Genomic DNA, 12,530 nt, shown 5'->3' on the forward strand with positions numbered 1-12,530 from the left:
TAGACAAAACAAGGAGAGAACAGCCCAATGTCCGAACAGGATTACAGCAAAACATTAAACCTTCCCAAGACCGACTTCTCGATGAGGGCCGGGCTGCCGCAGAAAGAACCCGGCATGGTCGAAAAATGGGATCGTGAGCGCCTTTACGACAAAATGATCGAAAAGAACGAGGGCAAGCCGCTCTATATGTTCCACGACGGCCCGCCGTATGCGAACGCGAACATCCACCTCGGGACCGCGCTCAACAAGGTGCTCAAGGACATCATCATTCGCCAGAAAAACCTGTCCGGATACAAGGCCCCCTATACCCCCGGCTGGGACACCCACGGCCTGCCCATCGAGCTCAAGGCGATTAAGGAGCTGGGCGTTTCGAGCGACATCACCCCGGTCGAACTCCGGAAGGTGTGCCGCGATTTCGCGTTGCGTTTCGTCGAGAACCAGAAGCAGGAATTCAAGCGCCTGGGCACCCTCGCGGACTACGACAACCCCTACCTGACGCTGAAGCCCGAATACGAGGCGCGCCAGATCGAGATCTTCGGCGCGATGGCCAACAAGGGCTATATCTACAAGGGCCTCAAGCCGGTCTACTGGTGCCCTCAATGCGAAACGGCGCTCGCCGAGGCGGAGATCGAATACGAGGAGGACCCCTGCCGTTCGATCTATGTGAAATTCAATGTCGTCGACGACAAGAAGGGTGTGCTCGCGCGCCTCGGCGCGGAGGATCTCTCCAAGACCTATATTGTCATCTGGACCACGACCACCTGGACTCTGCCCGGCAACATGGCCATCTGCGTCGGCCCGGCGTTTGAGTACTGCGTCGTGAAGGCGGGCGGGGAATATTACGTCATGGCCAAGGAGCTGGTCGAGTCGTCGATGAAGGCGGCCAAGATCGAGGATTACGAGATTCTCGGCGTCTGCCTGGGCGAGGAACTCGAGTATATCACCTACCAGCATCCCTTCCTCGACCGGCAGTCGCCGGTCATCCTTGGCGACCACGTCACGCTCGAGAGCGGCACAGGCTGCGTCCACACGGCGCCCGGCCACGGCGTCGAGGACTTCGACGTCTGCGCGCAGCACTATCCCGAGATCGAAGTCGTCGTGCCGGTCGATAAGTTCGGCAAGCTGACCGAGCTCGCGGGCGAGTTCGCGGGCCTTTCGACCGACGCCGCCAACAAGGCGATCGCCCAAAAGCTGGAATCCACCGGCAACCTCTTCGCGATGGAGAAGATCATCCACCAGTACCCGCACTGCTGGCGCTGCAAGGAGCCGATCATCTACCGCGCCACCGAGCAGTGGTTCTGCTCGGTCGACGACATCAAGGAGCAGACGGTGGAGGAGATCGAAAAGGTCAACTTCATCCCCGAGTGGGGCCGCGGCCGCATGATCAACATGGTCCGCGACCGCAGCGACTGGTGCATCTCGCGCCAGCGCACCTGGGGTGTTCCGATCCCGATCTTCTACTGCAAAAAATGCGGCAAATACCATGTCGACGAGGCGAGCATCGCCGCCGTCGCGGAGCTTTTCCGCACGCACGGGGGTTCGGACGCCTGGTACACCACCGACGCGAAGGACATCCTGCCCAAGGGCACCAAGTGCAAATACTGCGGCAGCGAGGAGTTCACCAAGGAGACCGACATCATGGACGTCTGGTTCGATTCCGGCACGTCCTATGCCTCGGTCATCCACGACAATCCCAGCCTGGAATGGCCGGTCGACCTCTACCTCGAGGGCACCGACCAGTACCGCGGCTGGTTCCAGTCGTCGTTGCTGACCTCGGTCGCGTGGCAGGGCGTCGCGCCCTACAAGACCGTCTGCACCCACGGCTGGGTGGTCGACGGCGAGGGCCGCAAGATGTCCAAATCGCTCGGCAACGGCATGGAGCCCAGCGAGATCACCGACCAGTACGGCGCGGATATCCTGCGCCTGTGGGTCGCCTCCGCCGATTACCACGCGGACATCCGCATTTCCAAGGACATCTTAAAGCAGCTTTCCGAGGTCTACCGCAAAATCCGCAACACCGCGCGGTTCATCCTCGGCAACATCTCCGACTTCGATCCCAATCGGGACCTCGTTGCGAAGGAGAAGCTGTCCGGGCTCGACCTGTGGGCGCTCTCCCGCTTCAACGACCTCGTGAAGCAGTGCGCCGGGGCCTACGACCGGTTTGAATTCCACATCATCTACCACGCGCTCCACAACTTCTGCACGATCGATATGTCGAACTTCTACCTCGACGTGATCAAGGACCGCCTCTATGTCGAGGCGGCCGATTCGGCCGACCGCCGCGCCGCGCAGACGACGATCTACACGATCCTGCGTGGGCTCACGCTGCTCATCGCGCCGATCATTCCCTTCACCGCGGAGGAGATCTGGAGCTATCTGCCCGCCGACTCCGGCTATGACGCCGGCTCGGTCATGTTCAACGAGATGCCCAGGGCGGTCGACGGCATGGTCGACGAGGCGTTCATGGAGAAGTGGGACCGCATCCACCTGGTGCGCGACGACGTGCTCGGCGCGCTCGAGGCGGCCCGCGCTGCCAAGACGATCGGCAAGTCGCTCGAGGCGAAGGTGTCCCTCCACTGCGACGGGGAGCTCTATGATTTCCTCGCCTCGGTCATGGACGAACTCGCGCCTGTCTTCATCGTCTCCGCCGTTTCGCTCGAACGGGGCGGGGAAGGCTCGTTCAAGGGCGCGGTCGAAGGGCTTTCCGTCACCGTCGCCCATGCGGACGGGGCGCACTGCCCGCGCTGCTGGGCTTACAGCGGCACGGTCGGTTCCGACGCGAAGCATCCCGAGCTCTGCGCGCGCTGCGCCGGGATCGTTGGTTAAACACGGTTAGAAATCAGTTTGCGGCGCTTAAATTCCTTTAAGCGCCGCAAATTTCTGTTGGAGGACATTTTATGACAGCAATTGTTTTGATCGTGTCCGCGCTGCTCGTGCTCGCCGACCAGCTCATCAAGCTGTGGGTGCTGGCCGCCCTGCCCGGCGCGCCGTCGGTGACGCTCATCCCCGGCCTTCTCCAACTGACCTACGTGGAGAACCGCGGAGCCGCGTTCGGCATCTTCCAGGGGCGGGTGGGGCTCCTCTCCATCGTCACCCTCGCGGTCATCGCGGTGGCCGTATGGCTGCTCGTCAGCGGAAAAATCCGCCATAAGCTCGCCATGTGGAGCGTGGGGCTCATTGTCGCGGGCGGGCTCGGCAACCTGATCGACCGGATCTTCCGGGCGTTTGTCGTCGACTATCTCGACGTGTCGCCGCTCTTCCACTTCCCGGTCTTCAACTTTGCCGACTGCTGCGTGGTCGTCGGGACGATCCTGCTGGCGGTCTGGCTGCTCTTCCTCGAGGGCAGGGACAAAAAGGTCCCGCCCGCTCCGGAAGCCCCGGAGGGCGGGAGCGTTGAATAAGCGCTATTTCGCCGCCGACGAGGCGGACGCGGGGGAGCGGGTCGACCGCTGGATTGCCGGGGCGGCGGAGGATCTCTCCCGCTCGGTCGTGCAGAGGCTGTGTGACGACGGCGCCGTCTTCGCGGACGGGAAGGCGGTCGCGAAAAACTACCGGCTGCGGGGCGGCGAGGAGCTCGCCGTCGAGGTGCCGGACGCAAAGCCGCTCGACGTCGTCCCGCAGGACATCCCCATCGACATCGTCTACGAGGATGACGACCTGCTGGTCGTCGACAAGCCCAAGGGGATGGTCGTGCATCCCGCGCCGGGCAACTGGGACGGCACGCTCGTCAACGCGCTGCTCTTCCACTGCGCCGGGCGGCTCTCGTCGATTAACGGCGTCATCCGTCCGGGGATCGTCCACCGGATCGACAAGGATACGAGCGGACTTCTGATCGTCGCCAAGAACGATTTCGCCCACAATCTGCTCGCGGAGCAGATCAAGGCGCACAGCTTTACACGCATCTACAACGCCGTCGTCTACGGCGGCTTTTCCACCGGGGAGGGAACGGTCGACGCGCCGATCGGGCGGAATCCCTCCGACCGCAAGAAGATGTGCGTGACCGAGCGGAACTCCCGCCCCGCCGTGACCCACTACCGGGTGCGGGAGCGGTTTACCGGGTTTACCGATCTGGAGCTGCGGCTCGAGACGGGGCGCACCCATCAGATCCGCGTGCACATGGCGCACATCGGCCATCCCGTTGCGGGGGACCCCGTTTACGGGCCGAAAAAGGTGATCGCGCGGCTCAGCGGGCAGTGCCTGCACGCCCGCGCGATCGGTTTTATCCATCCGCGCACAGGGGAATATCTCGAGTTCACAAGCGGGCTTCCCGCTTATTACACCGCGTTTCTCGACAGCCTGAGGGGGGACCATCCTTGACAAAGCTTTCCGATCTGCTGCTCGTCAGCGACATCGACGGGACGCTGATGAACTTTCCCGCGCCCATCCCGCCGCGCAACATCGAGGCGCTGCGGCGGTTTACCGCCGCCGGCGGGAGGTTTTCCGTCGCCACCGGGCGTTCGATCGCCTCGGCGCGCCCCTATGTGGAGCAGCTTCCGGTGAACGCGCCCTGCATCCTCTACAACGGCTGCGCGATCTATGATTTCGCCGCCGAAAAGGTGCTCCGCGCGCATGAACTGCCCGACAGTTATGCCGGTTACCTGTCCGCGCTGATGCGGGAGCGGGAGATCGTCGCGCTCTCCGGGACCGGTTATGTCCGCGAATATCTCGGCCGGGAAAACATGCCGATCCTCGAAGAGGCGCTTACAAAGGCGCGCGGCCCCTTCCTCAAGGCGGTCATGGCGATGCCTTGCGAATGGACCGCGCGGGTCGAGGAATTCGGCAATGCGCAGGGCTGGAAGGACGTGCGGTTCTTCCGGACGGGCCGTCCGTTTGTCGAAATGCTGCCCGCCGAAGCTGAAAAGGGGACGGCCTTGATAGAGCTGATGGACCTGCTTGGGATCCCTCCCGCGCGCACGGTCGCGATGGGGGACTACTACAACGACGCCGGGATGCTCGCGGCGGCAGGTTTTGCCGCCACCACGGCCGAGGCGCCCGACGCGGTGCGCTACCTCTGCCGGGGCATCTTCGGGCGCTGTGAGGACGGCGCGCTCGCCGACCTCATCGAAGCGCTCGAACGCCGCTGACCGGCATAATGCCCCGTCCCCTCCGCATAGATTGGAGCGGGGGGATGCGCATGAAATGGAAAAAATCGACTGCCGCGGCGGTCCTGCTCTTCGGGCTGGCGGCGGTTTCCCTAATGGTACATTCGGTGTCGGAGATCATGGCGGTCACGCCCGTCTTTGCCGGGGAGGAACAGGAGCTGCCCACCATCGTGATCGACGCGGGGCACGGCGGCTTCGACGGGGGCGCGACGGGCGTGGACGGGATCGTCGAGAAGGATCTGAACCTTTCGATTGCCCGCAAGCTCTACGACCTCTTCACCGTGAACGGGTTCGACGCGGTGCTCACACGGGACAGCGACGAGACGCTCGAGGACCCGTCGCTCACGACCATCCGCAAGCGGAAGAATTCGGACATCCACAACCGCCTCGAGCTTGCGAAAAGCTACGACAACTGCATCCTGCTGAGCATCCACCAGAACAAGTTCCCGCAGTCTCAGTATTTCGGCGCGCAGGTCTTCTACGGGCCGAAAAATCCGCAGAGCGAGGCGCTTGCGAAGATCACCCAGCGGCGGATGGTGGAGATGCTTCAGCCGGAGAACACCCGACAGTATAAGCCCTGCGGGGACAGCGTCTACCTCATCTATAACGCCCCGATGCCCGCGCTGCTGATCGAGTGCGGGTTCCTCTCCAATCCGGACGACGCCTACAAGCTGATCGACGCGGACTATCAGAAAAAGATCGCCTTTGCGATCTTCTCCTCGACGGCGGAATACCTCGGACTTCAGACTCCGGCGGAGACGGCGGTCTACCGGGAACTCGAATAAAAAGGAATGTGAAGGATGGCTGTAACCAAAAATAAGAGCGTCTACGTCTGCCAGAGCTGCGGCTACGAGTCGGCCAAGTGGTACGGGCGCTGCCCCGACTGCGGCGAGTGGAACTCGATGACCGAGGAGGTGCGCCAGCAGGTCTCGTCGGCGAAGTCCCGTTCGGCCGGTGGGAGCGCGCCCGCGGTGCGGGAGAGCACGGTGAAAAAGCTCTCGGAGATTTCGTCGGACGACAGCCAGCGGTACGTCACCGGCGTCGGGGAGCTCGACCGGGTGCTCGGCGGCGGGATCGTCGCGGGCTCGGTGACGCTGCTCTCGGGCGACCCGGGCATCGGCAAGTCGACGTTGCTGCTGCAAATCTGCGAGTACCTCTGCGAGGGACTCAAAATCCTCTATGTATCGGGGGAGGAGAGCGCGCGCCAGCTCAAGCTGCGCGCCAACCGGCTGGGCGTTGCGAGCGACAACCTCTATATCTGCGCCACGACCGACATCGAAAGCGTGCTCGAGACGGTGCGGCGGCTGTCGCCCGACATGGTGATGATCGACTCGATCCAGACGATGAACCTTGCCGCGCTCACCTCGTCGGCGGGCAGCGTGACGCAGATCCGCGAGTGCACCCAGGTGCTCATCGGCATTGCCAAGAGCATGGAGGTGCCCGTGTTCATCGTCGGGCACGTCAACAAGGACGGCGCGATCGCAGGGCCGAAGGTGCTCGAGCACATGGTGGACGCGGTCCTCTACTTCGAGGGGGAGCGCCAGCAGAATTTTCGTATCCTGCGCGCGGTCAAAAACCGCTACGGCTCGACCAACGAGATCGGCGTCTTCGAGATGGCGCAGGACGGCCTGCGGGAGGTCCCGAACCCCTCCCAGATGATGCTTTCCGGCCGCCCGAAGGGGGTGTCCGGGACCTGCGTGGCCTGTGTGATGGAGGGGACGCGCCCCATCCTCGCGGAGGTGCAGGCGCTCGTCTCCAAGACGGGATTCGGCAATCCGCGGCGGCAGGCGGCGGGGTTCGATTACAACCGCGCCGCGCTGCTCATCGCGGTGCTGGAAAAACGCTGCGGGTATTTCTTCGGAAATCTCGACGCGTACATCAATGTGGTCGGCGGGCTCAGGCTGGACGAGCCCGCCGCGGACCTCCCGGTCGCGATGGCGCTCATCTCCAACCTGCTCGACAAGAGCGTGCCGGACGATCTGGCAGCCTTCGGCGAGGTGGGACTCGCGGGGGAGGTGCGCGCGGTGGGGAGCATCCAGCAGCGGGTCAGCGAGAGCTACCGGCTCGGGTTCACCACCTGCGTGGTGCCCAAGCACTGCGTGAAGCAGATTGACCTGCGCGGGATGCCCGGGCTCAACCTGATCGGGGTGCAGAATCTTTCACAGGCCATCGCGGTCATCCGTTAGTTCGGCATAGGGGTCGGTGCGGGTAAAGTAGCCGCATCCGTTTCCGTCGCAGCTGGTGATGTAGCTGATGTCGTCGAGCGAGCAGTAGCCCTGCTGCTGGTAGTAACAGTCCTTGTCGCAGGGGATGAGCCGCACCTTTCGTTCCTTGGGACTTGCCATGAAACTCACACTCCAAACACAGATTCTTCATTTGCGCGCCGCGCCGTTTCCGCAGCGGTGCGGCAGCCATTAGTATCACCATTTCCGCGCCGATTAAGCACGGCAAATCCTCCGGGCGCGGAGAATAAAACCCCCGTCGCGGACGAACACTAACTTCGTAATTTTTGATGAAGTTGGACCGGATGTTCGTCCGTGATGGGGGTTTCGCCATTGATTTTTAAACGTATCGCCGCGCTGCTGCTGGCCGCCGGCTCGTTCGGCGCGGCCGCGGCCGCGCCGCTTGTTGTCCTGCGCGCCGTGCCGACGGTGGCGTGCATCACACCGCGGGAGACGCTCTATGAGAAGCGCATCAACGCCACCGGCACCATCGAAGCGCAGAACGTGCGGGAGGTCTACCTCGACACGCCGGTCATCGCGCAGGCGGTGAACGTTTCGGTGGGCGACTATGTGCGGCAGGACCAGGTGCTTGCTGTCATCGACGCGGACACCACCAAGAGCGTGCTGGAACAGAGCATCCCCGCCTCGAGCCTCGTCTCGGGTATGGCGGCGGGTGCGATTTCGCAGGAGACGGCGGATCTGGCGGGTCTTTATTCGGCGCTGCAATCCTCCGCCTTCGGCACGGGGCTGGACCTCGGCAGCCTCCAGGAGGTCTATGAGGCGGCGGGAGGCGTCCCGGTCGAGCAGAACCCCTACCTCTACGTCCCCGAGACGATCACCGCGCCGATGGACGGCGTCGTGACCGAGGTGGGCATCAAGAGCGGGGTGCTCTCCCGGACCGCGAAGCCGGTCGTCACCATCTCCGACACCGGCAGCTTCGCTGCGATGGTCACGGTGGGGGAGTCGTACATTTCGGACGTGAAGGTCGGGGACCCGGCCGTCATTACGGGCACCGGCTTTCCCGGGCGGGAATATACGGGGCACGTGCGGAAGATCGCCCCGGTGGCCCGCAAGCTGACGGGCGGTACCGCGCAGGAGACGGTGGTCGACGTGGAGATCGCGATCGACGACCCGGATAACGACCTCAAGGCTGGCTTTACCGCGCGCGCGGAGATCGTCACGGACACCCGGCGCACGATGCTGACGGTGCCGTATGAGGCGGTGCGGCAGGACGAAAACAACGTGGAATACGTCTACCTGGCGGAGGGCTCCCGCGCCGTGCGGCGGAATATCCAGACGGGGGTCGAGCTGCTCGAGGGAGTCGAGGTGACCGAAGGGCTCGGCCCCGCGGACGTGCTGCTTGCCGACGCGTCAGCGGCGGGGAAGGAAGGCGCCCTAGTAAACCTGCAGAGGGGGGAGCGTCAGGATGTTCTTTGACAGCTTCGTGTGCAGCATCCGCAATCTCGGGCGTAAGCGGTTCCGCAGCTTCCTGACGATCGCAAGCATCGCAATCGGCGTGGCTTCGGTCGTGTTGATCGGCTCGATCGGGGAGATCGGCAAGGGCGCGATCACCGACGAGCTCAATTCGCTGGGGCTCGGCAGCGTCACGGTGAGCGCCGACAAAAAGTTTACCAGCCTCAAAATGGGGGAGGAGGACCTCGCGCTGCTCCGCAAAAGCCCGCAGGTGGAGAGCGCCACGCCGATCGTCGTGAGCTACAGCAGCATCCGGATGCGCGGGCTGGTCGCCAACGCGGTGCTGTGGGGGGTGGACGACGGGAAAAACCAGGTGATTTCCCTCACGCCGAAATACGGGCGGATGCTGGACGCAGCGGACATCGCCGGGGCGGCGGACGTCTGCGTGATCGACAGCAACGTGGCCGAGCTCTTCTACAAGCGGGACAACGTCGTCGGGAAATCCCTTGACGCGATGATCGGCGGCAGCTATGTGCGCCTTGAGATCGTCGGGATCGCCTCGTCGGGCGGCAACATCCTGCAAAACATGGTGGGGGACGTGATCCCCTCCTTCGCGTACCTGCCCTATACGACCGTCCAGCGGTACACGGGGGAGGACTCCTTCGGACAGATCGCCGTCACCCTGCGGGACTCGGCGGACATCGATGCGGCGGCCGAGCAGCTCAGCGCGTCGGTCAACCGGTTCCACAACATCGAGCGCGGCTTTAAGGCGGAGAACATCTCCAAGCAGAAGGATACCCTTGACAACCTCCTCGGCGTGGTGACCATCGTGCTCTCGGCGATTGCGGCGGTGTCGCTCGTGGTGGCGGGCCTGGGCATCATGACGGTGATGATCGTGTCGGTCAACGAGCGCACCCGCGAGATCGGCATCAAAAAATCGATCGGCGCGACCCGCCGGACCATCCTGCTCGAATTCCTGATCGAGGCCTTTACGATTTCGCTGATCGGGAGTATCATGGGAGTGGCGGCGGGCCTTGCGCTCGTCTGGGCCGGCTGCGCCCTCATCGGGGTGGCCATGTCGGTGAACCCGGCGCTCATCGCTGTGAGCGTCGCGCTTACGGTCGGCATCGGCATGGTGTTCGGCGTCTACCCAGCGACGGTCGCCGCGCGTCTGCGCCCGGTGGACGCCCTGCGCACCGAATAAGACCTGTGGGACGGTGGAACCATGCGGTTTGTCCAGAATAGCAATCTTCCGGAGGGGCCGGTGCGTCTCTGCGCGGTGGGGGAGCGGTATGGAATGCTGATCGCCGCGCTCGAAGCGCGCGGAATCGCCTGCCTGAGGGTACCGGAATATCCCGGCCTTCCCGCGCCGGTCGCCTGCCACGCGGATTTACAGCTCTGCCACCTCGGCGGGGCTCGTATTGCCGTGGCGGCAGGGCGGGGCAGGGAAGGCCTTTTGGAGGCCCTGCGGAAACGGGGCTTTTCCGTTGAAGCCGCAGGGCCGCTCACGCCAGACTATCCGGGGGACGTACCGCTCAACTGCGCGGTTGTCGGGAAGGTCTGCATCGGCGGCAAAGATAAGATTGATAAAATAATCACAAATTACTGCGGGGAAGTGGGGATCACGTTGGTCCCGGTGAACCAGGGCTATGCCAAATGCTCCGTCTGCGCCGTGGACGAACGCTCGATCATCACCCAGGACCCGTCAATTGCGCAAGCGGCAAAGCGGCACGGCCTGAACGTGCTGAAGATCCAAGCCGGGCGGATTCTGCTGCCGGGTTATGACACCGGCTTTATTGGAGGCTGTTCCGGTCTGCTCGGGAGGAAGCTGCTGGCGTTCACCGGCTCGCTCGGCGCGCATCCGGACGGAGAACGGATCAAGGAATTTTTACATAGCCGTGGCGTTGAGCCGCTGAAGCTGACCGACGGCCCGCTTTACGATGTGGGGTCCATTTTGCCGCTGTTGGAGGAAGATGCGCGGAGGTGACCTTGACTTTCCGATGGGGATGTGGTATTCTTTTGATGGAGGTTATTTCGCTAAATAAAAATTTAGCGCAGTCCGGAGCACCCAAAGGCTCCGCCCGCGCTGCGGGCTCCGCCTTCGCGGCGCTCGCAAAGTCTCCTAAAAGACTGGAGGGTTTCACAATGGCCAACTACGCCGACTGCCCAAACTATCTCAGTGAATTCCTGTTTTATATGCTGACGATCAAAGGCCGTTCCCAGCGCACGGTCGACGCCTATTATATCGATCTGCGCACCTTTCTGCGCTACATCAAGTGCGTCAAGCTCGTGAACGGCAACCCCGACGACCCGGAGTTCTTCGACCAACTCTCGATCAGGGATATCCCGCTCGAGACGGTCGCCTCCATTACCCTCTCGGACGTCTACCAGTTCCTCAACTACGCGGCCTCCGACCGGGACAACAACGCCAAGACCCGCTCACGCAAGGTATCGTCCATCCGGGCCCTCTTTAACTACCTGACGGTCAAATCGGGCGTGCTCAAGACGAACCCGGTGGAGAACCTTGAGGTGCCGTCCGTGCGCAAGTCGATGCCGCGATACCTGACGCTGGAAGAGAGCCTCGAGCTGCTGACCCACGTCGACCCGGCGTCGCCGAGCTACGAACGGGATTTCTGCATCGTGACCCTCTTTCTCAACTGCGGCATGCGGCTTTCCGAGCTGGTCGGCATCAACCTCTATGACATCCGCGACGACACGATCAAGCTGCTCGGCAAAGGCAACAAGGAACGCGTGATTTACCTCAACGACGCCTGTCAAAAGGCGCTGGACGCCTATCTTGTGAAACGGAAGCCGGCGCAGGGCGTCAAAGACCGCGACGCGCTGTTCCTCTCCTCCCGTGGAACACGGATCTCGCCGCGGCGGGTCGAGCAGATCATTGAGGAATGCCTGCGCAACGCGGGGCTTTCCGGCCAGGGCTATTCGCCGCACAAGCTGCGCCACACCGCCGCGACGCTCATGTACCAGCACGGCGGCGTGGATATCCGCGTGCTCAAGGAAATTCTCGGGCACGTGAGTCTCTCCACGACCGAGATCTATACCCACGTCTCCGACCGGCAGATGGAAAAAGCGGCGAAACAATCGCCGCTTTCGGGGGTCGCACCAAAGAAAAAGTCAAAGGTGCCGAAGGTCCCGGACTCAGAGGACGAATAGCCCGCCGAAACGGGTCACGAGCAGCGCGTCGAACAGCGCGATCAACAAACATATTCCTATAAAGATCATATACTTTACGCAGTAACGTTTGATTCTTCGCGACCCGTTTTCATCGGGCGCGACGAGGGCCGAACGCAGCAGCGTAACCGACAGACGCAGCGACGAACGGCTCGCCAGGATCAGCAGCAGGGTGCTCAGGAACATCGTGGGAAGCAGCAGGAACGCGACGTAGCGGATCGCGGACGTGCCGTACTGCGCGTAGAGCATGCCGATCGAGAATCCATACCCGAGTCCTTTGAAAAGCGGCACGGCAAAGATGATGATCTGGGCGATCGTGCAGAAACCGCAGAAGAAGAGCACCGCCAGCGCCGCAAAGGTCGAACAGAAGGTCGACGCGGCGATCGAGGCGAACGCCAGCGTCTGCCGCCGTTCCACATAGCCCCCGAGGATCACCTGAAGGGCCGCGCGGGTGTCCGGCCCCGACCGGCTGACGAGCAGCGTGCCGATGAGCAGGCCCGCCAGGAAGCAGAGCCCCAGCGCCCAGGTGGATAAACTGCGCGAGGAAAACAAAGAGGACCGCATGGAAACCCGCCCCTCCGACGCCGGACGCATCGGCTGTAGG

12 protein-coding genes are annotated in these 12,530 nt (G+C 63.1%); 10 read left to right on the top strand and 2 right to left on the bottom strand.

The features are described 5' to 3' along the window. The first annotated feature begins 27 nt into the window (after positions 1-27). From ileS to radA, 6 genes are all read left to right on the top strand, one after another. Positions 28-2,826: an isoleucine--tRNA ligase gene (gene ileS / locus C1A13_RS07405; protein WP_101550626.1), complete on the top strand. Its 2,799-nt coding sequence runs from the start codon at positions 28-30 to the stop codon at positions 2,824-2,826. A 71-nt stretch (positions 2,827-2,897) separates the two neighbouring features. After that, on the top strand, positions 2,898-3,401 hold the full coding sequence (gene lspA / locus C1A13_RS07410) for a signal peptidase II (protein ID WP_101550628.1): 504 nt from the start codon (positions 2,898-2,900) through the stop codon (positions 3,399-3,401). Beyond that, positions 3,394-4,317: an RluA family pseudouridine synthase gene (locus tag C1A13_RS07415; RefSeq protein ID WP_101550630.1), complete on the top strand. Its 924-nt coding sequence runs from the start codon at positions 3,394-3,396 to the stop codon at positions 4,315-4,317. Before lspA ends, C1A13_RS07415 begins: the two co-directional genes overlap by 8 nt. Beyond that, positions 4,314-5,084 carry an HAD family hydrolase gene (locus C1A13_RS07420; protein WP_101550632.1) on the top strand — a complete coding sequence of 257 codons (771 nt, stop codon included), beginning with the start codon at positions 4,314-4,316 and terminating at the stop codon, positions 5,082-5,084. The genes C1A13_RS07415 and C1A13_RS07420 overlap by 4 nt, the downstream gene beginning before the upstream one ends. 50 nt (positions 5,085-5,134) lie before the next feature. Beyond that, a complete protein-coding gene (locus tag C1A13_RS07425) occupies positions 5,135-5,887 on the top strand; it encodes an N-acetylmuramoyl-L-alanine amidase (protein ID WP_242970828.1) in 753 nt (250 codons plus the stop codon). 15 nt (positions 5,888-5,902) lie between these two features. Further along, positions 5,903-7,288 carry a DNA repair protein RadA gene (gene radA / locus C1A13_RS07430; RefSeq protein WP_101550636.1) on the top strand — a complete coding sequence of 462 codons (1,386 nt, stop codon included), beginning with the start codon at positions 5,903-5,905 and terminating at the stop codon, positions 7,286-7,288. On the opposite strand, the gene C1A13_RS07435 is transcribed toward radA, so the two are convergent. Beyond that, positions 7,262-7,447, bottom strand: coding sequence for a hypothetical protein (locus tag C1A13_RS07435; RefSeq protein WP_101550639.1), 186 nt, complete (start codon positions 7,445-7,447; stop codon positions 7,262-7,264). The genes radA and C1A13_RS07435 overlap by 27 nt on opposite strands. A gap of 210 nt (positions 7,448-7,657) precedes the next feature. Between C1A13_RS07435 and C1A13_RS07440 the strand changes: the two genes are divergently transcribed. The 4 genes from C1A13_RS07440 (at position 7,658) to C1A13_RS07455 (ending at position 11,908) form a co-directional block, all read left to right on the top strand. After that, positions 7,658-8,761, top strand: a complete 1,104-nt coding sequence (locus C1A13_RS07440; protein ID WP_172439208.1) for an efflux RND transporter periplasmic adaptor subunit — start codon at positions 7,658-7,660, stop codon at positions 8,759-8,761. Continuing rightward, a complete protein-coding gene (locus C1A13_RS07445) occupies positions 8,751-9,941 on the top strand; it encodes an ABC transporter permease (RefSeq protein ID WP_101550643.1) in 1,191 nt (396 codons plus the stop codon). The genes C1A13_RS07440 and C1A13_RS07445 overlap by 11 nt, the downstream gene beginning before the upstream one ends. Before the next feature lie 21 nt (positions 9,942-9,962). After that, complete coding sequence (locus C1A13_RS07450) at positions 9,963-10,724, top strand: DUF6873 family GME fold protein (RefSeq protein ID WP_146021700.1); 762 nt, start codon at positions 9,963-9,965, stop codon at positions 10,722-10,724. Positions 10,725-10,882: 158 nt separating this feature from the next. Beyond that, positions 10,883-11,908 carry a tyrosine recombinase XerC gene (locus C1A13_RS07455; protein WP_101550648.1) on the top strand — a complete coding sequence of 342 codons (1,026 nt, stop codon included), beginning with the start codon at positions 10,883-10,885 and terminating at the stop codon, positions 11,906-11,908. Here C1A13_RS07455 and C1A13_RS07460 read toward each other — a convergent pair. Then, the gene (locus C1A13_RS07460; RefSeq protein ID WP_146021701.1) at positions 11,894-12,490 is read right to left on the bottom strand and encodes a stage II sporulation protein M; all 597 of its coding nucleotides are present in this window, start codon (positions 12,488-12,490) and stop codon (positions 11,894-11,896) included. The genes C1A13_RS07455 and C1A13_RS07460 overlap by 15 nt on opposite strands. Positions 12,491-12,530 lie beyond the last annotated feature (40 nt).

This window comes from Anaerotruncus massiliensis (ex Togo et al. 2026), from assembly GCF_900199635.1.
GTDB lineage: Bacteria > Bacillota > Clostridia > Oscillospirales > Ruminococcaceae > Anaerotruncus > Anaerotruncus massiliensis.

What these genes read in the sequence shown, in the direction of transcription:
- ileS (WP_101550626.1), top strand. Translation starts at nt 28, where the DNA reads ATGTCCGAACAGGATTACAGCAAAACATTAAACCTTCCCAAGACCGAC.
- lspA (WP_101550628.1), top strand. Translation starts at nt 2,898, where the DNA reads ATGACAGCAATTGTTTTGATCGTGTCCGCGCTGCTCGTGCTCGCCGAC.
- C1A13_RS07425 (WP_242970828.1), top strand. Translation starts at nt 5,135, where the DNA reads ATGAAATGGAAAAAATCGACTGCCGCGGCGGTCCTGCTCTTCGGGCTG.
- radA (WP_101550636.1), top strand. Translation starts at nt 5,903, where the DNA reads ATGGCTGTAACCAAAAATAAGAGCGTCTACGTCTGCCAGAGCTGCGGC.
- C1A13_RS07435 (WP_101550639.1), bottom strand. Translation starts at nt 7,447, where the DNA reads ATGGCAAGTCCCAAGGAACGAAAGGTGCGGCTCATCCCCTGCGACAAG.
- C1A13_RS07445 (WP_101550643.1), top strand. Translation starts at nt 8,751, where the DNA reads ATGTTCTTTGACAGCTTCGTGTGCAGCATCCGCAATCTCGGGCGTAAG.
- C1A13_RS07450 (WP_146021700.1), top strand. Translation starts at nt 9,963, where the DNA reads ATGCGGTTTGTCCAGAATAGCAATCTTCCGGAGGGGCCGGTGCGTCTC.
- C1A13_RS07455 (WP_101550648.1), top strand. Translation starts at nt 10,883, where the DNA reads ATGGCCAACTACGCCGACTGCCCAAACTATCTCAGTGAATTCCTGTTT.
- C1A13_RS07460 (WP_146021701.1), bottom strand. Translation starts at nt 12,490, where the DNA reads ATGCGGTCCTCTTTGTTTTCCTCGCGCAGTTTATCCACCTGGGCGCTG.